22 protein-coding genes and 1 pseudogene are annotated in these 23,474 nt (G+C 62.2%); 9 read left to right on the forward strand and 14 right to left on the reverse strand.

The genetic code is table 11. The annotated features are described in order from the left end of the window. Positions 1-44: 44 nt before the first annotated feature. Positions 45-1,583: an FGGY-family carbohydrate kinase gene (locus BW11_RS04730; RefSeq protein ID WP_258184546.1), complete on the reverse strand. Its 1,539-nt coding sequence runs from the start codon at positions 1,581-1,583 to the stop codon at positions 45-47. Between the two features lie 45 nt (positions 1,584-1,628). Further along, positions 1,629-2,189: a GNAT family N-acetyltransferase gene (locus BW11_RS04735; RefSeq protein ID WP_258184547.1), complete on the reverse strand. Its 561-nt coding sequence runs from the start codon at positions 2,187-2,189 to the stop codon at positions 1,629-1,631. A gap of 95 nt (positions 2,190-2,284) precedes the next feature. Between BW11_RS04735 and BW11_RS04740 the strand changes: the two genes are divergently transcribed. Then, a complete protein-coding gene (locus BW11_RS04740) occupies positions 2,285-3,112 on the forward strand; it encodes an aldo/keto reductase (RefSeq protein ID WP_140444870.1) in 828 nt (275 codons plus the stop codon). Between the two features lie 489 nt (positions 3,113-3,601). Here BW11_RS04740 and BW11_RS04745 read toward each other — a convergent pair whose 3' ends face one another. The 5 genes from BW11_RS04745 to BW11_RS04765 form a co-directional block, all read right to left on the reverse strand. After that, positions 3,602-3,796, reverse strand: coding sequence for a hypothetical protein (locus BW11_RS04745; protein ID WP_140444871.1), 195 nt, complete (start codon positions 3,794-3,796; stop codon positions 3,602-3,604). A 374-nt stretch (positions 3,797-4,170) separates the two neighbouring features. Beyond that, positions 4,171-4,593: a hypothetical protein gene (locus BW11_RS04750; RefSeq protein WP_107044880.1), complete on the reverse strand. Its 423-nt coding sequence runs from the start codon at positions 4,591-4,593 to the stop codon at positions 4,171-4,173. Continuing rightward, on the reverse strand, positions 4,590-5,330 hold the full coding sequence (locus tag BW11_RS04755) for an ABC transporter ATP-binding protein (protein ID WP_107044881.1): 741 nt from the start codon (positions 5,328-5,330) through the stop codon (positions 4,590-4,592). Before BW11_RS04755 ends, BW11_RS04750 begins: the two co-directional genes overlap by 4 nt. Before the next feature lie 45 nt (positions 5,331-5,375). Continuing rightward, positions 5,376-7,331, reverse strand: a complete 1,956-nt coding sequence (locus tag BW11_RS04760; RefSeq protein WP_140444872.1) for a hypothetical protein — start codon at positions 7,329-7,331, stop codon at positions 5,376-5,378. A 74-nt stretch (positions 7,332-7,405) separates the two neighbouring features. After that, entirely contained in the window at positions 7,406-7,813 is a 408-nt protein-coding gene (locus BW11_RS04765; RefSeq protein ID WP_140444873.1) for a lactococcin 972 family bacteriocin, read from the reverse strand. Between the two features lie 192 nt (positions 7,814-8,005). Between BW11_RS04765 and BW11_RS04770 the strand changes: the two genes are divergently transcribed. After that, on the forward strand, positions 8,006-8,695 hold the full coding sequence (locus tag BW11_RS04770; protein WP_052119203.1) for a response regulator transcription factor: 690 nt from the start codon (positions 8,006-8,008) through the stop codon (positions 8,693-8,695). Then, positions 8,692-9,987, forward strand: coding sequence for a histidine kinase (locus tag BW11_RS04775; protein WP_219846723.1), 1,296 nt, complete (start codon positions 8,692-8,694; stop codon positions 9,985-9,987). Before BW11_RS04770 ends, BW11_RS04775 begins: the two co-directional genes overlap by 4 nt. Before the next feature lie 297 nt (positions 9,988-10,284). On the opposite strand, the gene BW11_RS04780 is transcribed toward BW11_RS04775, so the two are convergent. Continuing rightward, a complete protein-coding gene (locus tag BW11_RS04780; protein ID WP_107044885.1) occupies positions 10,285-12,162 on the reverse strand; it encodes an oleate hydratase in 1,878 nt (625 codons plus the stop codon). Between the two features lie 131 nt (positions 12,163-12,293). Continuing rightward, entirely contained in the window at positions 12,294-12,419 is a 126-nt protein-coding gene (locus BW11_RS11800) for a hypothetical protein (RefSeq protein ID WP_258184548.1), read from the reverse strand. Positions 12,420-12,422: 3 nt separating this feature from the next. On the opposite strand from BW11_RS11800, the pseudogene BW11_RS04790 reads away from it, so the two are divergent. Continuing rightward, positions 12,423-12,997: pseudogene (locus BW11_RS04790) on the forward strand (gamma-glutamyl-gamma-aminobutyrate hydrolase family protein). A 23-nt stretch (positions 12,998-13,020) separates the two neighbouring features. Here the strand turns inward: BW11_RS04790 and BW11_RS11520 are convergent. Beyond that, complete coding sequence (locus BW11_RS11520) at positions 13,021-13,179, reverse strand: hypothetical protein (RefSeq protein WP_181162506.1); 159 nt, start codon at positions 13,177-13,179, stop codon at positions 13,021-13,023. Between the two features lie 707 nt (positions 13,180-13,886). Beyond that, complete coding sequence (locus BW11_RS04795) at positions 13,887-15,245, reverse strand: sugar ABC transporter substrate-binding protein (RefSeq protein ID WP_181162507.1); 1,359 nt, start codon at positions 15,243-15,245, stop codon at positions 13,887-13,889. Between the two features lie 141 nt (positions 15,246-15,386). On the opposite strand from BW11_RS04795, the gene BW11_RS04800 reads away from it, so the two are divergent. After that, complete coding sequence (locus tag BW11_RS04800; RefSeq protein ID WP_140444877.1) at positions 15,387-16,547, forward strand: LacI family DNA-binding transcriptional regulator; 1,161 nt, start codon at positions 15,387-15,389, stop codon at positions 16,545-16,547. Positions 16,548-16,555: 8 nt separating this feature from the next. On the opposite strand, the gene BW11_RS04805 is transcribed toward BW11_RS04800, so the two are convergent. Then, entirely contained in the window at positions 16,556-16,981 is a 426-nt protein-coding gene (locus BW11_RS04805; protein WP_052119200.1) for a DUF4186 domain-containing protein, read from the reverse strand. A gap of 548 nt (positions 16,982-17,529) precedes the next feature. Here BW11_RS04805 and BW11_RS04810 point away from each other — a divergent pair. Further along, positions 17,530-17,742, forward strand: coding sequence for a hypothetical protein (locus BW11_RS04810; RefSeq protein WP_140444878.1), 213 nt, complete (start codon positions 17,530-17,532; stop codon positions 17,740-17,742). A 120-nt stretch (positions 17,743-17,862) separates the two neighbouring features. Here the strand turns inward: BW11_RS04810 and BW11_RS04815 are convergent, their stop codons facing one another. Next, positions 17,863-18,549: an ECF transporter S component gene (locus BW11_RS04815; protein WP_140444879.1), complete on the reverse strand. Its 687-nt coding sequence runs from the start codon at positions 18,547-18,549 to the stop codon at positions 17,863-17,865. A 218-nt stretch (positions 18,550-18,767) separates the two neighbouring features. Between BW11_RS04815 and purB the strand changes: the two genes are divergently transcribed. The 3 genes from purB (at position 18,768) to BW11_RS04830 (ending at position 23,078) form a co-directional block, all read left to right on the forward strand. Continuing rightward, positions 18,768-20,204 (forward strand): adenylosuccinate lyase, encoded by a 1,437-nt coding sequence (gene purB / locus BW11_RS04820; RefSeq protein WP_043166343.1) that lies wholly within the window; start codon positions 18,768-18,770, stop codon positions 20,202-20,204. Between the two features lie 16 nt (positions 20,205-20,220). Further along, entirely contained in the window at positions 20,221-22,677 is a 2,457-nt protein-coding gene (locus tag BW11_RS04825) for a lysylphosphatidylglycerol synthase transmembrane domain-containing protein (protein WP_052119199.1), read from the forward strand. 116 nt (positions 22,678-22,793) lie between these two features. Next, positions 22,794-23,078 carry an HU family DNA-binding protein gene (locus BW11_RS04830; RefSeq protein WP_043166340.1) on the forward strand — a complete coding sequence of 95 codons (285 nt, stop codon included), beginning with the start codon at positions 22,794-22,796 and terminating at the stop codon, positions 23,076-23,078. A 158-nt stretch (positions 23,079-23,236) separates the two neighbouring features. On the opposite strand, the gene BW11_RS04835 is transcribed toward BW11_RS04830, so the two are convergent. Beyond that, positions 23,237-23,474, reverse strand: a 238-nt coding sequence (locus tag BW11_RS04835; RefSeq protein ID WP_181166132.1) for a proteasome accessory factor PafA2 family protein, incomplete at its 5' end; no start/stop codon positions are given.

The raw sequence follows: 23,474 nt of genomic DNA on the forward strand, positions 1-23,474 counted from the left end.
GTCGCCGTCCTCCGCTCCTTTGCATTTCTGTTACGTTTTGCCTTCTACTTCAGTGTTGACAGTGCGGGGTAGAGGGTGAGGAATCTGGGATAGATAGTGTCGTATACGGCTGCTGCGGCCGGGTCGGGGGTGTAGGTCGTGCTTTGGATCGCGTCGGTGAGGATCCGGGGGTTCTGGAATACGAGGGAGGCCAGGGCGACCGCGGGGAGGATGTCGGCGTTGGTGAAGACCTTGATGTCGTGCGCGAGCACGTCGGCCATGATCTGGCACCATGCGGGTTCGCGGGCGCCGCCGCCGATCAGGGAGATCTCCTCCGGCGCCGCGTCGAAGCTCTCCATGCCCTGACGGATCGAGAAGGCGACGCCCTCCAGCGCCGCCCGGACGAGATCGGCGCGTGTGGTGTCGGGCGAGATGCCGACGTACGCGCCGCGGATCGACGGGTTCATAACCGGGAACCGCTCCCCCACGAGGTACGGCAGGCACAGGACGCCGTTCGATCCGGGCTCGGATCGTTCGATGAGGTCGTGGGCCGCGGCGTAGTCGGGTGTCTCGGGGTTTGCGGAGGTCTCGCCGGCGAGCGCTCTTGTCACCCACTTGTGCACGTCGCCGGCGTTGAGGAACGGGACGGCGTTGACGAATCCCGGGGCCACGCCGAACGCGAGGTTCGCCGCGCCCGGCTTGTCGACGAACGGCTCGGGCGAGACGGTCGCGATCCAGCCGGACGTGCCGAGGTTGATGTTGTAGCGTCCCGGACGGTCGACGCCGCTGGCGAACGTGGTGGCTCCCGCGTCGCCGATACCGGCGAACACCGGGGTGCCAACTGCGAACCCGGTCAGGGCGGCGGCTTCCGGCATCACCTCACCGACGACGTCCTGCGGGCGATGCAGTTCGGGTAGGATCCCCCGTTCGATTTCGCTCGTCTTGAGCAGTCCCGCATCCCACTCGCCGGAGCGGATGTCCATCGCGCCGGCGGTCGAGCAGGCGGCGACGTCGCCGACGCAACGGCCCGTGAGCCGCGCGATGAGATAGTCCTTCGAACTGATGAGCACGTGGGCGGTGCGGGCGAAAAGCTCCGGCTCGTGCGCGCGCATCCACATGAGCTTCGGCAGCGGCAGACAGCCCTCGAGACGGTTGCCGACCACGTCGAGGAATCGCTTGGACCCGTAGCGTTCCGCAAGTTCGTCGGCCTCCTCCTGCGCCCGTCCGTCGGAGTAGAGGATGGCGTTGTGCACCGGATTGAGGTCGCGGTCCAATGCGATCACGTCCTGCATCTGCCCGCTGAAGGTGAGTCCGGCGATGCGATCTTTGCCACCCGAATGGAAACCTGGCTCGTTCGCGGCCGCGTCGGCGAGCATCCGCCGGCTCACCACGACGAACGCGCGCCACCACTGGTTTGGATCCTGCTCACGGTATTCGCCGTGAGGCCCCGCGATGATCAGGTCCAGATCCTCGCTCGCGCTCGCCACGATGCGGCCGTTTTCCGCGACCAGCGCGCCCTTCAGCGCCGTGGTCCCCGAATCGAACGTCGCCGCGTAGCGCGGCGGTTCCCCACAGGTCTTTCGCTCTTCATCCCGCATATCCATGCCGCCCATCGTAGTCAGTGCTCTCCATCCGATCGCACGTCGACGTCAGAACGTCAATCGCATCTGGTGCCAGACGACGCCTCCGTGCGTGGAGCCGCTGATTCCCTCGTCCACGTAGTCGAATCGTGCGTAGAAGCCGACGAGCCGGTCCTTGCAGGTGAGCACCAGTCCCTTGCGTCCGGCGGCGCGGGCGTCGGCGATGACGCGGCGCATCAGCAGACTCGCGTATCCGCGATGCCGGTATTCCGGTGCTGTGTCGACCCCGAAGATCATCTGCCACGTGCCTTGGGGATTGTGCCCGGACGGGTCGTCGTACATGTCGTCGGTCAGATCCGCGCGGTCCGTGGCGAACCCGTTGATGAACGCGACGATGCGTTCGTCGGCGGCATCCGCCGGACCATCATTGCGGCACAGCAGCCAGAAGCACTCCGGATATGCCGCAATCCGTCTGCGGATCGTCTCCCTGCCGGCGGCCTCCGCCGTCGGGAAGCACAGCGTCTCCACGGCCGCGATCGCGTCGACGTCCGATGCGGTCGCATGCCGGATCGTCAATCCCGACGGCGTCAAGTCGTTCGCATTCCCATTTCCGCTACCCATCTGATCCATGCCCCCAATTATCCGTCCGGGCGTATGAGGTGATACGCGCCCTGACCGTACAATGGCCGGTGAAGGGAAAACACCATTGCCACGAAGGGAGCATCATGGCGATTCAATCGACGATCACGCTGAACAACGGAACGGTCATCCCGCAGGTGGGACTGGGCGTGTTCCGGACGCCGGACGGCGACACCACGGTCAACGCGGTCACTGCGGCGCTCGAGGCCGGGTACCGCCACATCGACACGGCGATGATCTACCGCAACGAGACATCCGTGGGCGAGGGCATCCGCCGTTCCGGCGTGCCTCGCGACGACATCTTCGTGACGACGAAGCTGTGGAACGACGACATCCGCGCCCGCCGCGGACAGGACGCGTTCGAGGAGAGCCTCGAGCGTCTCGGCCTCGACTACGTGAACCTGTACCTGATCCACTGGCCGGCCGACGGCTGGCAGCAGGCATGGGACGACCTGCAGGCGATCTACGCATCCGGCCGCGCGAAGGCGATCGGCGTGAGCAACTTCCAGCGGCATCACTTGGAGGAGCTGCTCGCGAATTCGGACGTGAAGCCGGCGGTCGACCAGATCGAATCCTCACCGCAGTTCGCCAATCAGGAGCTCATCGACTTCGCGCACGCGCAGGGCATCGACGTGGAGGCGTGGAGTCCGCTCGGCGGCACCGGCGGCACGCTGCTCGCCGATCCGCGTCTGTCCGAGATCGGCGCGAAGTACGGCAAGTCGGCCGCGCAGGTCGTGATCCGCTGGCACATCCAGCGCGGCGTCATCGTCCTGCCGAAGTCCACGCACGCCGATCGCATCCGTCAGAACCTCGACGTCTTCGACTTCCAGCTGTCCGACGCCGACATGGCCGCCGTCAACGCGATCGACACCGGCCGCCGCAACGGCGCCGACCCGGACGACTTCGACTTCTGACTGGCGATAGCCTGCCGGCACTTTCGTTCCGCCTGTCCAGCGTTGACCGCGGGGGATGACGGTACGCTGATCGGGACACGCTCAAGGCCGCTCGACCAAGCCTACGGTCTCGATCAGCGTACCGTCATCCCCCGCTTCTTGTTGGTTTAGCTGTGGTTCCGTTGCGGCTTCGTCATCACTCCAATGACAAAGAAACCCACTAGTATCCCGTTGGAAGTTCGTTGTTGAATTGGCCACCCCCTCGGGCCCGCTTCGGAGCCTTTCCACACGCCCATACGGCCCACTTTCTATTGAACACACACATTTCGTCCGATCCTGTAGGATCCGGCGTTGAGGAGGTGGGGGAAGTGGCGAAAACGTTTGATTCCGTAGGGGCCGATACGTCGATTGGGGTGAATCGAGGATGAATGCGCGATGAGTCGCGATGGGGCTGCCACTCAGTGCATGTCAATCGGTTGATGTTTGTTGAGCGGCAGAAAACCGTGCCGCTCAACGCAATTTCGGCGCTTTTTCACATTGAGCGGCAGACACATCGGCGACAGGGGCGGTCCTTGCGATACCGGCCATTGCGGAATCGTTGGAAAATGGCCATTTTGACAACATGTCAAAAAGTTGGCGAGGCAGCAATGACGTATCGTCATGCCGCTCAACGTCAAAAACACTGAAAAATGCATTGAGCGGCACAGCCAGAGCATAGCCGGACGGCACAGCTGAGGCGTGGACGGACGGCATGACTGAGGTGGCGTGGCCGGGCGACGCAATTGAGTCGGTCTGCGATGGCGCGGCCGAGTGTCTAGTACCTCCACCGGAAATTCGTTGGTCTCATCCCATCTCCCCTTGTCGGGGCGTCGCCGTTGGCCAAAACGTCACCGTGAAGAAAACAGTTTCGCCGTTTGCAGGCAACGTGCGGGGCCGACAGGCGAGCCAGCATGACGCGCGCAGCGCGTCCGTAATCGCGGGACGAGCCAGACCGCGAAGCAGGCCTGAAGCAGGCCTGAGGGATGGCCAATTCAACAATGACTTTACGGCGCAGGATACTAGTCGATATCTGTGCCTTGTCAGAACAATCCTGCTCCTCCAGACTGAACCAACGAAGCGTATATTCCGAGTTCCGCCTGATCAAGGATCTTCATGATGGCGTTTCGCTCGTCCTCATCTCGGTACGTGATCTCCAGATAGCCTTCATCTTGCGATGCCGTGGGGCAATCGGCATGTTTGACGGTGATCGAGACGCCTTTCCCAACGGCTTTGATCGAATCGATGATAGATCGATGCGTATCATAGGCATCCTGCGTCGATTGATACGACGTGAGGTCATCGCATGGTAGTCCCGCGCTGCCTCTTCTCATCGGGATGACGCCCGTCAGGATTAGACCGACCGCGATCGCCGCGGCTACGACGAAAGCGACGGCTGCGTATACCACTTTCCGACCGAGACTCGTCTTACGGTTGGCCTTTGTCGAATTGTCCGCGTACTTCATTGAGGCTCCTTATGTGTTTTTGCGACATTCGCACTGTAAGTGACGGATCGTTCGTCGGATGCTGCTGTTGCAGTATCGCCCAAACTCGCGTTGCTGTGATTGCCCACCGGATAATTCCAGTCGCATGAAGACATCAGAACAGGGTCATGAGTAGCGATAATTACGGTCGTTCCCTCGCCGGCCCGGCGTCGCAGTAGATCGATGACGATCTGACGATTGTGCGCGTCGAGTGATGCAGTGGGCTCGTCCGCGAAGATCACCGATGCATTCTTGTATATCGCGCGCGCAATACCGAGGCGCTGCTTCTCCCCTCCGCTGAGGTGGGATGCAGGTTCCTGGATTCGCTTCGCCAAACCTGTTGCTCTGAGCGCCTCATGGATTCGTCTACGGTCTCCCCCGGCACGCTGACCGAATGGGCCGAGTTGCATGGATACGTTGAACTCCACGCTTTCCTCGTCCATGATGCCGTAATCCTGGAGGATGAACGAGGCCGTATCGTGCCAGAATCGTCTGCGTCTGCCGGACGACGCATACGTGACATCCTCATGGTCGATGATCAGCCGCCCGTCATCGGCTTGTTGCAGAAGTCCAAGAGTGTGCAGCAGCGTGGTCTTCCCGCATCCGCTGGGTCCGGTGAGGGCGATCATGCCACTTTCCGGAATATGCAGATTGATGTGCTCAAGAATTGTCCGTCCGGCGATGTGCACCGTCAGATTGTCGCATTCTATGGTGGTCATGAGATTCCTTTCCATGGCGTGTTCAAAATATCCACGCAAAAACGGTTACAGAGTGCGGGTGTTGACGGCCTTGAACATACGCCGCACGGACAGGATGTGGGACAGAGCCGAGACGAGGATCGCCAGTATCGTCAATGCGCCGGTTGCCAATGCCGCCGTGGCGCCCGTCGAATGGAGCGCGATCATGGTGATGACGGCTCCCGCCGCCAACGCCGCGCCGCTTTCCGCCAGTATCGTGAATTCCGCCAAGCGACCGGCGAGGATACCGTTCAACATGAGCGGGTAGTCGTGTCTGGCACGTAGTGCGGCGCGCACCATCGCATGCACCATGACCGTCAGTGCGAACGAGACGATGAGCATGACGAACGCCGCGGCCTGCAGCCAGGCGAAATACGTGGAGAACTGACTCTGCAGGATCTGTTCCTCGGCGACATAGCGTACCTGAGCCCGTTGCGCTAATCCGGCACGCTGCAATCTGGATCGCACGTCCTGTAATCCCGTCATCACAATGTTGCGGGTGGTTGCCGCCGGCACCAGAAATCCGGAGTCGGAGAATCCTGAATAATCGTCAAGGACGATGAGCGTCAGTCGTTTCGGGAAGAGCATGGTGTCCGAGCCTCCTTGAAGCACCGGTATCGTGTCGCCATCGATGATGTAGTATCTGGCCTGCCTGATCATGTCCTCACCGTGGCGTGAATCCGATGCCCATCCCGGCAGCTGGGAGACGACATCCTTCGCCTCCGTCGACAGGCGGTCCTGCGAGACACGTATGGCATGTTTCATATGTTTCGGATCGACCCGCACCAGATCAAGCCAATCTTCCGTGACCAAGGCCACCGGATCGGTACCGGTCTCCCCGGTCGTTTCCGGGGTGAACGTATAGGAGAGGGCCCCCTTCCCCTCACTTTCCATGGCGCGTAACACGTTCGCGACCTTGGCATCCAGTCGCGGATCGTCATTGTAGGACAGGGCTATCGAAACTTGATCGGACAGACGTTCCCACACGCGCTGCTCGCGTGCCGACGAATCGGCTGACGCCATGGCGGACATCGCAGGCGCGGTTACCGCCAGTACCGCCACGAACACAACCGACTTCATCGCGAGAGCCGACCGTCGCAGACCGATGTTGCCGGATGCGCGACGCATGATCATCACGGCCGAAGGCCATGAAACCGCGCCCACGATCAGCATCGCCACGAACAGTCCGGACAACATCACGCCCTCGAGCACCAACAACATGCGAAAGAAATATGGTATAAACACGAGCCCCTTGATCACACCAACCGCCGTGACCGCGGTGATGTCGATGCAACTTGCCGCGCACAGCGACGGCACCAGAACACCCATCATGTCGTCCTTCTGAATGCGCCATGTCGAAACGCCCGCCAACACACGCAATGCCCGCGAACGAACCTTGGATGCCATCCAGTACAGGACCATCGTCGCTATCAGAGCAAGAGCCGCCGCCATCGACATCATGAAACTCAACTGCGATACCAGCAGACGTATATCATCACGTAGCGAATCGGTGCCCCATGTCACCGTCACCCCGTTGCGGTTCAGCCAGTCATGCAGCCCGACATCTGATTGGTCGCCGCGAATCAGGTAGTACTGTCCGCTGGCGGATGCCGACGATAGACGAGAATCCGTCACCACTGTGGAATCCGGCATGTTGCCGAAACGTCTGATGGATGTTCCCACGGGAAGCCGTCCGCGTGCCGTAGCATCCATCGCGACAAACACCTGCCGTTCCGCGGCATCGCCGTCAAGATCAGGCATGACCTTGACGATGCCGAGCTTGCGCTGATCGCCGATGTTGGTGAGTTCCCGCAGCGCCCGAGCGTCATCCATGCCGGATGATTGGAAATCCAGCATCATCGAAACGTTGGCGTGGATTCCTTGTGGTAATGCACGATCATGTAGATCACTGGATATGACGGACAGCAATGAAGCGAGCAGGAACACCAACGTGGATACCGCGAAAAATAATCGACGATGCATAAACCACACTCTCAATGAAAAAGAAAAGCCGATGCCAATCTTGAAAAGAATGCCACCGACTAACTACATGACCATTAAAGAACGCGGTAGTAATAAGCGTCGTTATTTCCCCAATAATTCACAGCATACTTCTCTGCAATAGAACGCTTGCCACGAGCGGTATCAATACTGCGAACAGTCGATCCGTTCAACGAAACCGAAGAACCATGAACTCGCGTACTATGCGTGTAATACGAACGAATCTTAACATTCCAGAAGCCCCATTCCCAAACTCCCCCTTGGGCAGGATACTGAGTGTGCTTACCCTCAGGATTAAGCCACAAAGGCTGAATTTCGTATTCTCCATTCTCCAAAGTAGGAACGATAACATCCGACTCTGCCGCAGATGCAGATGCCACTGGAATAAATGTCATCGAACCACACGCCAGCAGTACAACTGCCAACTTTTTAATCCTAGATGCTTTATCCTCAATAATAGACATAATGTCCTCCAATTTATATCAATACTACATATACACAATCCAATTGATATCAAAAGGAACTATGTATTGTAGTGATCTGGATTATTTCCAGAACAATTTCAATGTATCAACACTCAGGCAGAGTGTTCCACCCATGTCCCTCCATAAGTGACATAACAGAGTGTCGAAAACAACCAGCCGTATCATCAAGGTATGAAGCAAGACGGGGAAAAAGTGACGTTGGGGATCGTGGACAACGATCACCTGACGCTGGCCGCGCTCTCGAGCATACTGCGCGATCTGCCATGGCTGCGCATATTGTGGACCACAGTCTCGGGAGATGATGCGGTTGACAACTGCCTGAATCCGGGAACGCGACCGCAGGTGGTGCTGGTCGACATGTCCATGGAGGTCACAAGCGGCGCGGAGGTGTGCAGAACGCTGCGTCGCCGATCGTTACCGGTCGGATTGGTGTGCATGACTTCGTTCGCGTTGGGCAGCTATGCCCGCATCGCCGCCGAGGCTGGAGCTCAGGCATTGATTTCCAAAACGGATCTTCGTGGATTAACCAACGCGATTCGGCATGCGTCGGCAGGTCTGGCAGTGCAATGTCCCGTTGACGCTTCAGTCCAATTTCCCGATGTGCAGTCCGCGACCTCAGCCAATGATGCTGATGCAATGGATTCTCGACATACACACCATGCGGATGAGAATCGACTGTCCGCTCGGGAGATCGAGATCCTGCGCATGTACTCTGAGGGATTGGAGACCGAGGAGATCGCCCATTCACTATCCTTAAGCAAATTCACCATCGGCACATATGCCAAGCGAGCGATGGCCAAACTGCATGCACGTAACCGAATCCACGCCATCATTCTATGCGAGAAACGCGGTCTGTTATGAATCGGAGCAACAGCAATGAAACCAGTACAATCGGATATCTCTCGCATGAACAACGAACCATGCCAAACGACGCCGTATGGCAGGTCGCACGCATAATCGCAATTGCTGCGAGTTATGGATATGGAATCGTTCTATTGGCAGCCGATCAGATTGTGGGAACGATCGATTGGATCGGTTGCATACTTGCCGCGGCCGTCATGGCGTTGTGCATCATCACCTTACGGTTCCCCGTAACCGCCATATCGATGCAGACGACGCTACTGATAGGCATCAACGCCATCCCTGCACTGTCACCATTGATGCTACCGTTGTTCCCATCATTCGCCACCGCGTTGATGGTGTTGTCCTATCGGTTCTCACTTCCGGGGATTGCCCTAGGGATAGCCCAATCCGTCATCGTCATCATCATTCATGACATGCTGGGCATGACCGGTGTAAACCCGTCGCATGCTCTTGACATGATCATTGCGGTTGCGCTTCCCGCAGCCTCGTATCTCGGCATCGGATTGCACTGGCGCAACGACGTCGCGAACATGCGTCGCATGAGTCGGGAACTGGAACGGCAACGAGAGATCAATGCGGAACGGCAACGGCGCGAAACGATAGCCGCCACACTTCATGATCAGGTGACCAATAGACTCGCCTATCAGGTACTTCGCATGCAGCATGATTTGCAAGCATGGCAGGAGCGGCCTGCACAACCTGACCAATACCGGGCTGAGATCATCCAACTTGCTGATATATCGCAGGAACTGCTCAAAATCGTACGATCAACGATCGACGTTCTCAGCTCGGAAACACCGATCAATGCCGATTCCACTGGCCGGAATTCGTTTTCCAAAACCGATGCATCGCTTGCATCACCTGATCCCGATACCGAAATGGAAATGTTTGTGGCCCATCTCGCACAGTCCGAAGAGGAGATGCGCAATATTGGATTCACCATCAGCACGTCCATCACGGGCAACATGCCTCAGAATTACGACCCAATGACACTGGATATCATCCACGCAGGCATCGATGAATTCACCAGTAATATGATCAAATACGCTGACCAAAACGATGCATGCAGTCTTGGCATCACTATCACGCCAACTGATATAACAGTCGCTTCGAGCAATGCAGACGCCGGTTCCACCCGCACGCCCACCACGCGATCCTTTACCGGCGGCAGAGGCCTGTCTCGGCTCGATCGAACGGCTGCCGCAGCCGGCGGAACGCTATCGCGGGAACGTCACGGTCCGATACGGGCATTTCACCTCCGTGTGCCGTGGCATCAATTAGGCAAATGAGACATACCCACAGTCTCATGACCAAGGTCTCTCGCTGAAGGGCGGTCAGCGAGAGATCATTGCTTATCTCTGATGGAAATCTCTCGCTAACCACCCCCGTAGTGAGAAGTTGCCGTCTCTGAACAACAATAACCTCTCGCTACAAGGGTAGTTAGCGAGAGATGACGGCTGGTCAGCTACCGTTATCTCTCGCTGCGGAGCGACTGGCGAGAGATAACGGTCATATGATGACCGAGATCTCTCGCCGTATGCCCCGCAACGGATGCAGCAAGCGGGGCGTGGGTGTCGTATCGGGCGTCAGATGACGTGGTACTCGCGCAGGAGGGTGGCGATGTCGGTGCCGTCGAGCTTCTTGAGGATCTTGCCGAGCACGGCCTTCTCCACGAAGTTGAGCTTCATGTCGGTCACGGGTGCGCCGTCACGCAGCTTGACGGTGGCGTTGAGGAGGTTGCGCACGTCGTAGACGCTGCCCCACACCTCGGGCACGCCGCGATCGACGTCGAGCAGCGTGTACACCGCCTCCATGCCGGTGCGCATCGAATACTCGGTGGTGAAGATCGTGTCGCGCGGAGTCTCGGCGAACTGGCCGAGGAACGCGAAGTTGACGGCGCCGTCGGGCACCACGTCCGGACGGTCGCCGGCCGCACGCGGCATGAAGAAGGCCGTGATGTACGGCATCATCACCGGCACGGTGTTGGCGTGGGTTTTGGCGAGCGCCTCGATCTTCTCCGTGGGAACGCCCATGTGGTAGAGCCACTCGGCGCAGATCTCCTCGCCGGTGCATTCGGTCATCGGCTTCTTGATGTAGTTGCCGGGCTTGTCGGGGAACAGGCCGTAGACCCACACGCACAGCTGGTCCTTGGGCTGGTCGCGGAACTGCTGCTGACGGTTCAAGGTCCAACTCATGAGCCAGTTGGAGTCGGTGACGGTGATGATGCCGCCGGTGACGACGTGGCCGCTGAACGGGTCGCGCTTGCAGATGCGCTTGATGTACGGCGGGATCTCGCCGTCGAGCGTGGTGACGGTGGCGCTCATCCACTTGGTGGCCTGCGGGTCGGAGCAGAACTTGTCCGGGTGGCCGAAGCTCGGGTCCTGTTTGGCGATGCGGCGCCACATGTCCCAGCCACCGCCGGGCTTCAGGTCGGGGTTCCATGCTGCGGGCGCGTGCTGCGAGCCCATGGTGGAGTTCTCGACGCAGCCGCCGTTGGTGATGAACACGTAGTCGTCGGGGGTCAGGTCGATGGACGACTTGTCGCCTTCATGGTCGATGTCGATGCGCACGGCGAGCTTCTTCGTGTCGGAGCTGAACGGGTTGCGCTTGAACACGCCGGAGGTCGCCTGGATCTTGAGGATCGTGTCCTGGCCGACGCCGGTGCGTTCGCGGCGCGGGCCGTCTCCGCCGCCGATCGCGAATTCGACGTTCTCGACCTTGGTGTTGTAGTGGAACTGCACGCCGTGCGATTCCAAGTACTTGACCATCGGCAGGATCATCGACTCGTACTGGTTGTATCGGGTGAATCGCAGCGCGGAGAAGTCGGGCAGGCCGCCGATGTGGTGGATGTAGCGCTTGATGTACAGCTTCATCTCGAGCGCGGAGTGCCAGTTCTCGAAGGCGAACATGGTGCGCCAGTACATCCAGAAGTTGGAGTTCAGGACCTCGTCGTCGAAGAAGTCGGTGATCGGCTTGTCGTAGAGCTCCTCGTCGGGCGTGAAGAAGAGCTTCATGATCTCCTGCGACGCCTTGTCGGACAAGCCGAACTTGCCGTTCGTCTCCGCGTCCTTTCCGAGATCCTTGGTGGCGCGGCACAGCGAGTAGTTCGGGTCCTCCTTGTTGAGCCAGTAGTATTCGTCGAGGACGGAGACGTCGGGCGTCTCGATGGACGGGATGGAGCGGAACAGGTCCCACATCACCTCGAAGTGGTTGTCCATCTCGCGTCCGCCGCGCATCACGTAACCGAGTCCGGGGATTTCGGCGCCATCGCATGCTCCTCCGGGGACCGCGTCCTTTTCGAGGATGTGGATGTTCTCGCCGGGCATCTGCGCGTCGCGCACGAGGTAGCATGCGGCGGACAGGGCCGCCAGTCCGGTGCCGATGATGTAGGCCGACTTGCCGTCGACGCCTGCGGGCTTCTTCGGTCGGGCGAACGCCTCGTAGTTGCCGTTGGAATAGTACATGTTCCGCCTCCTTGGGGATGTGTTGACATGCTGTCAACTTTTCTTAATGGACATGATGTCGCATTTACTTCCCTCTCGCCATAGACACTACGCCGGGTTTCGCCGAATATCCAGCGTCCGTTCGACGTCGATCAGCGGATGACCAGATACAGCAGCATCGCCATGACGATGACGACCAATCCGATCGCGACGACCACGACCAGACCGGCGTGCAGGTGCTGCGCGTGGACTCGTCCGACGACGACACCTACCTGCATGACATGATCGGGCGTGCGGACGGCCTGATGATCCCCGGCGGCAACGACATCGATCCCGCACTCTACGGCGGCACCCGCCTAATTCGACGGACGAGCTCGTGCCCCTGCGCGACCACGCCGAACCGGTGCTGCTCACCGCCGCCTATGAACGCCGGATGCCGTATCTGGGCGTCTGCCGCGGCTTGCAGATGATGTGCGTGCTCGCGGGAGGCAACCTCTACCAGCAGATCGCCGACGATGTGCCGGGCGCACTGAATCACTGGCAAGACAAGCCGTATGCCGAACCCAGCCACGAGGTGTCCATCGCCGCCGGCTCGCCGTTGCGCGGGATTCTGGGACGGGATGCGCTCGCGGTCAACAGCGTGCACCATCAGGCGGTGCATGAGACCGGGCGGGACATCACGGTGCAGGCGACGGCACCCGACGGGATCGTCGAGTCCGCGTATCGGAACGACCGTGACTTCTTCATGGCGGTGCAGTGGCATCCCGAGCAGACGCCGGACGCCGAGGACAGCCACCGGCTCGCCGTGGCGTTCGTGGACGCCTGCCGCAGGTATCGCGACGCGCGAGGCGAATGATCGCGCACGTTTCGACGTCCGGATCAGAACAGGGTCGGCTCTAAGGCGGATGGTTTTGGCTTCGCGGCCGGCGCCGGATGGTCCTTGAGGTCGCGTTCGATCCATGCCATGACGAGATCGGCGAGACGCTCGACACCACCCGGGACTACCAGCGCCGCCGACCGCTGCCCGACGTCAACCATGCCCCAGGACATGCGTCAACCATGCCCCGAGACATACGTTGAGTCCCACGGATTCGCGGGACTCAACGCGATTATGGGCGATTTCGTCGCTGAGTCCCACGGCCTGAACGCCCTGCCCTGCGCCCGCCCGTCGGCCACGGCATGGGAATCGTTGGAATTCCGCCGTTTCGCGGCGGTGCTGACGGGTCGTTCCCGGTCCGGTGACGGTGTGGGCGGGTGTTGTCGCGGGACTCAGCGTGAAAAACGCGGGGAATCGCGTTGAGTCCCACGGATTCATGGGACTCAACGCCGAAATCGGCCTTGGCCGCGTTGAGTCCCACGCGAGACTGCCGCCACGGTCATAGCCCGGGCGCTTCCGTTCGCATCTCGAGCATCGGAGCATGCCCGCACGAGGGTGGATCCGGACCTCGAGCACGGGTTCGGAGCATGGGCCCGTCGACGATGCGGACGTCCTCGGCCGCCGTGCCCGTAAAGCCCCGGCGAAGATGGCCGAGACTCAACCACACACCACACAAACTGGCGAAGGCTCTGAAATTCTCGATGCATCATCACATCTCGATCCTCATGTCATTGCCTCTGCGCAAGCAGGATGAAGCCGGTCCTCCCCGAGGAAGTGGGAGGACCGGCTTCGCGGTTGGAGTGTTCAGGACAAGTATTGAGATGCGGCGGTCAGACCAGCCGGACCAGCGGATCAGTCGGATCAGCGATCAGTTGGTGACGGTGAAGCCCTGATCCCTGCCGTAGTCGGTCAACGCCTTCTGGAAGTCGGCGAGCGCCTGGTTCAGGGTCTTCTGGCCGCGGTATGCGGGTCCGAGGCTGTCGCCGTAGATGCTCATCGCGTGGGCGCTGAACGGCATGTACGAGAAGCCCTCGGAGACCTCGTCGGAGGCCTGGGCGAGCACCTTGTTGTATTCCTGGCCGCCGAAGTAGTCGGTCAGTTTCGCCGATCCCTTGAGGAAGTCGTCGGACTTGAGGGTCTCGCGGTCGGCGGGGAACGCGCCGTTGTCGACGCGCGCGTTGATGCCGTTGCGCTCGTGGTTGACGAAGTCGATGTACTTCCATGCGGCCTCCTGCTTCTTGCTGGAGGCGAGGATCGCGAGCGTGGATCCGCCGGCCTCGCCGTTGCTCGGCTTGGCGGAGGCATCCCATTGCGGGATGGTGGCGACGCGGAACTTGCCGGAGGCCTGCGATGCGCTGGCGAGCAGGTTGGCGCTCATCCATGCGCCGTAGTTGAGCGAGGCGATGGTGCCGTCGCCCAGCCCCCGGTTCCATTCGTCGGACCACGAGTTGATCTGCGTGTTGATGAGCCCCTCGTCGATCATCTTCTGCCAGAAGTCGGCGACCTTCTTGACGGCCGGGTCGCTGGTGAGGGTGATGGAGACGTTCTCGGCGTCCTTGATCTCGTACGGGCGGCCGCCGGCGGCCCAGATGAGGCTGGCGAGCATGGTGTACGAGCCTTCCGAGCCGGTGTCGGCGGTGATGTAGTGGCCGCCGCCGAGCGCCTTGATCTTCTTGGCGGCCTCGTAGTACTCGTCCCAGGTCTTCGGTGGTTCGGTGACGCCGGCGGCGTCGAACACCTCCTTGTTGTAGAACAGGGCGGTCGGGCCGGAATCCATCGGCAGGCCGTAGATGCCGCCGTTGATGTTGACCTGGCTCCAGGTGCCGGGCGTGTAGAAGTCGGCGTAGTCCTTGGCGCCCTTGTCGGACAGGTCGGACAGCGATCCGGCGAGTGCGAACTGGGGCAGGGCGTGGTATTCGAACTGGGCGACGTCCGGCGCGCCGGAGCCGGCGTTGATGGCGTTCTGCAGCGAGGTGATGGTCTGCACGGCGGAGCCGACGTTGGTGACCTTGACCTTGATGTTGGGGTTCTCCTTCTCGAAGGCGGCAGTCGCCTGCTTGAGCGTGGGCTCCCAGCCCCATACGGCGATCTCGACCGGGTTGTCGGCGGTGCCGATGGTGCCGGACGCGCCGTTGCCTCCGTCTCCGCCGCCGCAGCCGGCCAGTCCGATGCCCAATCCCACGACCATCGTCGCCGCGGTGATTCTGCGCAGAGCCGTTCGCTTCATGTCGTTCCTTTCCTCGAGCGCAACGGCTACTCTGCCGCTGCGTTTTCGGCTTGCCATAAGCCGTGTAATCGTTTACGAGATGACAGTGTACACTGATATGGAAACGTTTACAAACCAGTTGTCTGCGATCGGAGGTGCGCCATGGGCGATCAATCGGGCGAAAACGGCGGAAACAGGGGCAAGCGCACGCCCAAAAAACCGACCATCATGGACGTCGCCCGCGTGTCGGGGGTGTCGTACGCGACGGTCTCCCGGTTCCTCAACGGCAACCCCCACGTCTCCCCCGAGGCCGCCGAACGCATCGCCGCCGCCGTGCGCGAGGTCAACTACATCCCCAACAACGCCGCACGATCGCTGGTGCGACAGCGCACGCAGACCGTGGCCTTCGTCATGCACGGCGAGCCGGAGACCATCACCACCGATCCGAACATCAACACGATCATGGTCAACGCCAACCGCAGGCTCGGCGAGGCCGGCTATCAGCTGGTCGTGCTCATCTGCGACACCGACGAGGCCGCCGAACGCATCGCGCGGCTGGTGCGCAGCGGGTTCGCGGACGGATGGATCCTCAACAACCTGCACGTCGGCGACCGTCTGTTCACCGTCTTCCGCGAATCGAACGCCCCGGTGGCGGTCTCCGGCGTGGGCTACGGCGGACAGTCGCCGTTCCCGACGGTCGACATCGACAACCATGCGGCGTCGACGGCGCTGACCCGATACATGCTCGATCAGGGGTACCGGCGCATCGCCTACCTTCGCGGCCCGAACTTCATCCCCTGCTCGTACGGGCGATTCGAGGGGTTCCGCAGCACGATGAGAGGCCTGTTCGATCCCGATCTGGTCGTCGACGCCTACGGCTGGAGCCGCGCCGACGGACGCGAGGCCGTGCGCCTGCTGCTCGCGAAACTCGCCGGTATCCGCGACGACGCCGCCGATGGCAACAGGCCGGACGTCGCCCCCGATGCCGACTTCGCCGGGGTCAATCCCGACGCCCTCGACATCGCGCAGCTGCTGCGCGATCACGGCATCGACGCGATGATGTGCGCCAACGACTGCATCGCCGCGGGCGCCATGCAGTATCTCGTCTCGCATGGGGTGCGCGTGCCGCAGGACATCGCCATCGCGGGGTTCGACGACAGCCCCGATGCGGCCGCGTCCACTCCCCCGCTGACCACCGTCCGCCAGCCGATCGGGCGATTCGGCATCGAGATGGCGGACATGGTGCTCGCCCAGATCGAGGGCGACGAGCCGAAGCGCATCGTCTGGCTGCCCACCGAGGTCGTGCCGAGACAGTCGGCGTGACGTCCGGATCAGAACAGGGTCGGCTCTAAGGCGGACGGCTCCGGCTTCGCGGCCGGCGCCGGATGGTCTTTGAGGTCGCGTTCGATCCATGCCATGACGAGGTCGGCGAGACGGTTGATCTCCGTCTCGCTCAGCGCACGGCCCTTGGGGATGTGATGCCATTTCTCGATGCAACCGCGGCAGCAGGTGGCGGTCGCATGCTGCGCGGTGAACACCGGATGGCCCTTCCACGGGGTCTGGCGACCGTCGTTCCTCGGGGTCGCGTCGCCGACCCGATCGCACAGCATCTCATGCGCGTGGCGCTCGATCACGTCCCTGCCCTTGGCGCGCGCATATGCCCGGTCCTTGGCCGCGAGCGCGAACTTCGCCCGGAACGCCGAATGGGACAGCCGCTCCAAAGTGTCCTCGATCCACCGCCGCTCATCGTCATCCATACGACACCCCCATCCGATCCGCCGCGTCCAGTCGAATCCAAGACTGTCGAATCCAAGACGAGCGTACCGCTTGTCACAACATGCGATTTCGGATGATTGTCGCGCGTCGTGACACAAATCACCGACGCGGCACGCCACCGACCGCGATCAAAGCAACGGGCAATATCGTGAAAATGGCGGAATTCCAAGCATTTCGACAACACTCACCCAACCCCCTCCGCGCAAGCGATACACCGACCCCGCCACAACCCGCAATTCACACCGATTCCAGCACGTCGTGACAACGAAATATGCCACAACGCGCCGGAAGGACGATGAAAAGCGAGTTGTGACAATCCGTGGCGTCCCCGGCGGACATGACTCGCGAAAGATCCGAACCGCCGTCCCCTTCGACCGCGGAAACGCCCGATACCCCCTACTCACCAACGACGGAAACGACTACAATACCGCTCTAGCCAAGGAATTCCGAGGGCGGGGTTCCCCACACCGCCTTCTGCGACGCCGATGACGTCGGACGCGGACGGCGGCATGCAAGTCAAGGAGTCATCATGACCGGCATTGACGAAAAGGAACTGGACGAGAAGCTGGCCGAGGCGGAGACCATCGACGAGGTGATGGCGATCGCCAAGGAGGCCGGACACCCGCTGAACTACGAGGAGGCGGACGCATTCTTCGGACGCATCGAACAGGCCAAGTCCGACACCGCCGAACTGGTCGGCGACTCCGTCAGAACGCAGGCCGAGAAGGAGTTCGGCATCTGAGGAATCTGGCGCATCCCCCTGATACGCAAATGGCTTCCTCCCCCACGCAACGCCCATGCGACGCGGGGATGGAAGCCATTTTTCTTATCCGACCGGTCTTATGCTGCCGGAATCAGGGCATCACACCCGAGAGGAGGACTCGGTGTCGCTGAGGGCGCGGCCTGAGGCGAGACGGTCGAGGGCGCCGGTTCCGACGAGTCCCAGCATGAGGAACCACGGCATGACGCCGCTTAGGATAGCGCCGCCCGTCAGCTCGGAGATCATGTGGACGATGCCGCGGGGGCTCACGATCGAAACGCCCTGATAGCGGAAGAACAGCAGGTAGAGGCCGTATTCGAGCGCGACGAGCAGTCCTGAGGCGATCGAGACCGGCAGGTTGAAGACGCGGTACCGGGTCAATGCGAACGGGATCTCGGCGAACAGGCCCTGCAGCAGCGCGGAGACGATGACGAATCCGACGCCGTACTGGCTGCCGATCACCGTCTCGACGAGCGTGCCGACGACGTTGACGTACATCGCGGCGCCCGGTTTGCGCAGGATCAGCAATGCGAGCGTGCCGGAGAAGTACCACATCGCATGGGTCACGGATGCCAGTCCCGGCAGCACCGCACCCAGCACGGAGGAGATCGGCATGTACGCGAAGTTGAATCCCCAGAAGATCACGCCGCAGGCCGCGCCGAGCGCCGCGCCGACGGCGATGTCGACCGGACGCCACTTGAGGCGGGAGGCGCCGAGAACGCCGGGGACGCCCGAAGGAACGGATGAGGACGAAGAGGACGAAGATGGACGATTGTCGATTGCGGACATGGTACTCCCCCTGCCGGTTACGGCCGCGCACAGTGATGCCTACAGAGACGCTCCTTGACCTGCGCGGCTCGGGTGGGAACGCCGATAGGCCAGTATAGGGATGATTCGCACGTTTCAGGTAACGTGAGGATCGATTGGCCCTCGCCGCGGATGATCGCCGCGGAGGATCATGGAGACCATATGTTCGCGGTTCACGGCTGGAAGTACCCTAAAGAGTTATGAAGCTTACCGATATTTCCCCCGCAATCGCACTGACGCCGCTCGACGGCCGCTACCACAACGCCACCGCCCCGCTCGTCGAATACCTGAGCGAGCCGGCCCTCAACCGCGAGCGCATGCGCGTCGAGGTCGAGTGGATGATCCTGCTGGCCAACGGCTTCGAGGGCAACGGCAACCGGCCGATCATCGACGGCGTCGAGCCGTTCACGGACGCCGAGAAGGCGTTCCTGCGCTCCATCCCCGAGGATTTCGGCGCCGAGGGCATCCGTCAGCACGCCGCGCACGAGGCCGTCACGCATCATGACGTGAAGGCCGTGGAGTACTACATCGACGATCAGTTCGACAAGGCCCCGGCCGACCTGACGCACATCAACGATGCGCTCAAGACCCTCGTGCACTTCGCCTGCACGTCCGAGGACATCAACAACCTGTCGATCGCCCGTTGCGTGAAGAACGCGATGGAGCAGGTGTGGACGCCCGCGTTCGAGGAGATCATCGATCATCTCGCCGCCAAGGCCGACGAGTTCCGCGACCTGCCGCTGCTGTCCCTGACGCACGGCCAGCCGGCCACGCCGACGACGCTCGGCAAGGAGCTCGCCGTCTACGTCTACCGTCTGAACCGCCAGTTGAAGCACATCACGCAGCAGGAGTATCTGGGCAAGATCAACGGCGCGACCGGCACGTTCGGCGCGCATCTGGCCGCCTGCCCGGACGTCGACTGGATCGCCGTCTCCCGCGAGTTCGTCACCAACCGCATGGGCCTGACCTGGAACCCGCTGACCACGCAGATCGAAAGCCACGACTGGCAGGCCGAGCTGTACTCGACCGTCTCCCATGCGAACCGCATCATGCACAACCTGTGCGTGGACGTGTGGATGTACATCTCGCGCGGCGTGTTCGCGCAGGTCCCGGTCAAGGGCGCGACCGGCTCCTCGACGATGCCGCACAAGGTCAACCCGATCCGCTTCGAGAACGCGGAGGCCAACTTCGAGCTGTCCTGCTCGCTGCTGGACACGCTCTCCGCCACGCTGGTGGAGTCCCGCTGGCAGCGCGATCTGACCGATTCGACCACGCAGCGCAACATCGGTTCGGCGCTCGGCTACTCGCTCTTGGCCCTGTACAACCTGATGGGGGGACTGAAGTCCATCCACCCGAACGAGCACGTCATCGCGCACGAGCTCGACACGAACTGGGAGGTGCTCGGCGAGCCGATCCAGACGGCGATGCGCGCCTGCGAGCTGCGCGGCCTGCCCGGCATGGACAAGCCGTACGAGAAGGTCAAGGAGCTGATGCGCGGCCACACGATCGACCAGGCGCAGGTCGAGGCGTTCATCGACCAGCAGTCCTTCGACGCCGACACCGCCGCGCGTCTCAAGGCCCTCACCCCCGCCACCTACACCGGTGTGGCGAGCAGGCTGGTGGATTTCGACCGCTGACGGACCGCTGACGGACGTGACTTCCATCGATTTCGACGAGACGGCGCCGGGCGACCCCTCCAACCCGCATATCGACGACGTGCCGCCCAGGCGCATCCACGATTTCGGCGATCTGCTGCACGCGGGCGCCTCGGTGCTGCTCGCCGTCGTCGCGATGCTGTCGGCGATCTACCTCAACGGCTTCGTCTCCGGCATCGAATCGGACGCCCATCACGTGGCCGGGCAGACCCTCAACTGGATGGTCGACCTGCCCACGTCGATGCTGCAGCAGCTGGCGATCGTCGTGATCGTCGTCATGGCGATCGCCCAGCTGCTCATCGCCCGCGAATGGCTGCAGGCCGTGCTGGCGCTGCTCGCGCTGTTCGGCGGCATGGCCTTCATCTGGGGTATCTCGCTGGCCGTCTCGTCGTTCGGCGGCGCGACGATGATCTCCGCGCTCGGCTCGGCGAGCAGCACGTATGGCGCCGGACTGTTCCCCGACTTCTATGCGGGGGCGGCGGCCCTGCTGACGGTGGCCGGTCCGCGTCGCACGCGCACGACGGTCAAATGGGGGTGGAACATCCTCTACACGGTGGCCGCGCTGCTCATCCTGCTGTCGGTCAACTCGGTGGCCGGCGTGCTCGTCTCGTTCGCCGCCGGACGCCTGATCGGCATGCTGCTGCGCTTCGGCATCGGCACGAAGAACCAGGGCACGTGGGGCGCCGACCTCGTCCAGGCGTTGAACGGCATCGGCCTTCGCGTCACCTCGCTCGAACGCCGCGTCGAATCGGATCCGACGTCGCGCGGATCGTTCCGCACCACGCTGGACGACGATCTGGTCGAGGGCTCGCGCGTCTACGACGTGCGCGACGACCTCGGCCGCCGGTTCATCGTCTCCGCGCTCGACACCCAGGTGCACACCGCCGGATACATGCGCCAGCTGTGGCAGTGGATCCGCTTCACCGGCGTGTCGATGCGCCGCGATCGTTCCCCGCGCGAGGCCACGCAGCATCACATGCTGATGATCCTGGGCCTCAAGAACGCGGGGCTGTCGACCCCGCACGTCTACGGCGCGGCCGACACCGGGGAGACGTCGATCCTCGTGCTGCGCGGCAGCGAGTCGATGCGCGAATGCAATCTCAACACCCTGTCCGACGACGACGCGATCGCCCTGATGCGCTACCTGTCCGTGGCGAACCGCCGCGGGTACACGCACCGGCGCATCACCCCGGACACGCTGGCGAGGCTCGAATCGGGTACGCCGATCATCGCGGGATGGCAGAACGGCGACGATTCGAGCGCCGCGCCGAACGTGGCGCTCGACCAGGTCCAGCTGCTCACGCTGCTGGCCGTGCTCATCGGCCCGGAACGCGCCATCGCTGCGGGACGCACGGTGTGGGGCGACGAGCAGATGATCGCGCTGACGCCGTTCGTGCAGAAGGCCGCCGTCCCCGCCGGCACGCGCGCGCTCATGGGGTGGGACAGGCATGTGATGGACGATCTTCGCGCCCGTCTGCGCGCGCTCGCGCCCGAGGAGGACGAGCGTGCGCTGGAGCCGGTGAAGCTCTCCCGTTTCTCGCCGCGCTCGTTCATCGGCACGGCGCTGCTCATGGTCGCGGTCGTCGTCGTGTTCACGCAGCTGAAGCCGAACGAGGTGATCGCGGCCGTCAGGAACGCCAATCCGGTGATGGCGGTCGTCTGTCTCGTCTTCGAGTTCCTCGCGATCCTCGGCTCGTCGATCGAGCTGGGCGCGTTCATCGAGAAGGACAAGCGCCGTCCGCTCGGCATCTTCATGTCGCAGGTGGCGCAGGGATTCGCCGTGGTCTCGATGCCCGCGGGCGTGGGCCCGGCGTTCGTGAACCTCCAGTTCCTGCGCAAGGCCGGGTATCGCAACACGACGGCCACCGCGATCATGACCGCGGTGATGGCGGTCTACTACGGCGGCACCGTGATCATGCTGGTGCTGATCGGCCTGTTCACCGGATCCACCGCGTTGAGCTCGATGATCCCGACGAACACGCTCATCACCGTCATCGGCGTCGTGCTCATGACGCTGGCGATCGCGATGATGATCCCCCCAGTGCGCAGGCTCGTCGCCGAGAGGCTGCTGCCGCTGGCCAAGGCGTACGCGCGCCAGCTGATCGACGTGCTCTCCAACCCGCGCCAGCTGACCTTCAGCGCGATCGGCATGCTGCTGCTCAACGCGGCGACCGGTCTCGAGTTCTGGGCGTCCCTGCTGGCGTTCGGGCATATGACCAACCCGTTCGAGACGATCTTCCTGTTCCTGCTGGCCAACGCGATCGGCTCTGCCGTGCCCACTCCGGGCGGCCTCGGAGGCGTCGAGGCGGCGCTGGTCTTCTCGTTCGGCGCGGCCGGAGTCCCGGCCGGCGTGGCCCTGTCGGCGACGCTGCTGTACCGTGCGCTGTTCTACTGGCTGCGCATCCCGCTCGGTGCGTTGGCGATGCGCTGGCTCGACAGGCGCAATATGGTGTGAAACCAGTAAAAACGTTGGAAAATGCGGCATCTGGTCACATCATGCGCTATCATCATTCATGACAAACAACGGACCGGCAATGCAGTAGCCAGTCCCCGGACAAAGAAGGATGCTTTATGGCATACAACAAGTCTGATCTCGTCTCGAAGATCGCCCAGAAGTCCAACCTGACCAAGGCTCAGGCTGAGGCCGCTGTCAACGCCTTCCAGGATGTGTTCGTCGAGGCCATGCAGTCTGGCGAGGGCCTGAAGCTCACCGGTCTGTTCTCCGCGGAACGCGTCAAGCGCGCCGCCCGCACCGGCCGCAACCCGCGCACCGGCGAGACCATCGAGATCCCCGCCACCTACGGCGTGCGCATCTCCGCTGGCTCCCTGCTCAAGAAGGCCGTCACCAACAACTGATTGTTGGCCAGCCGCGCTGCGGCGCGAGGCACGAATAAACCCCGACCATGACGGTCGGGGTTTTCGTTTAGGTCAACCGAGAACGGTTGGCCTTCCTGTTCGGCTTCTCTCCCCCACCCGGCTCCGCCGGGAGCCCCCTCGTCAGAGGGGGCCAGAAACTAATTTCCAATCTGGGCCATCAACGCCCGGTATTCGGGGGTGGGCTCGGCGCTGAACGGGTCGAGGAGCGTCGCCTCGCGGCGCACAGGCGAGGAGACGACCAGCGTCGTCCAATCGCAGGAGAACTGCACGCCGGCGTCGAGCGCACGCCGCACGAACGCGCCGCGCAGTGCCGCGCGCGTGTCCTGCGGCGGGGTGTGGCGCGGATCCGCCGCCTCCGCGCCAGTTCCCGATCCT

Source organism: Bifidobacterium sp. UTCIF-38, assembly GCF_006454495.1.
Lineage (GTDB): Bacteria > Actinomycetota > Actinomycetes > Actinomycetales > Bifidobacteriaceae > Bifidobacterium > Bifidobacterium callitrichos.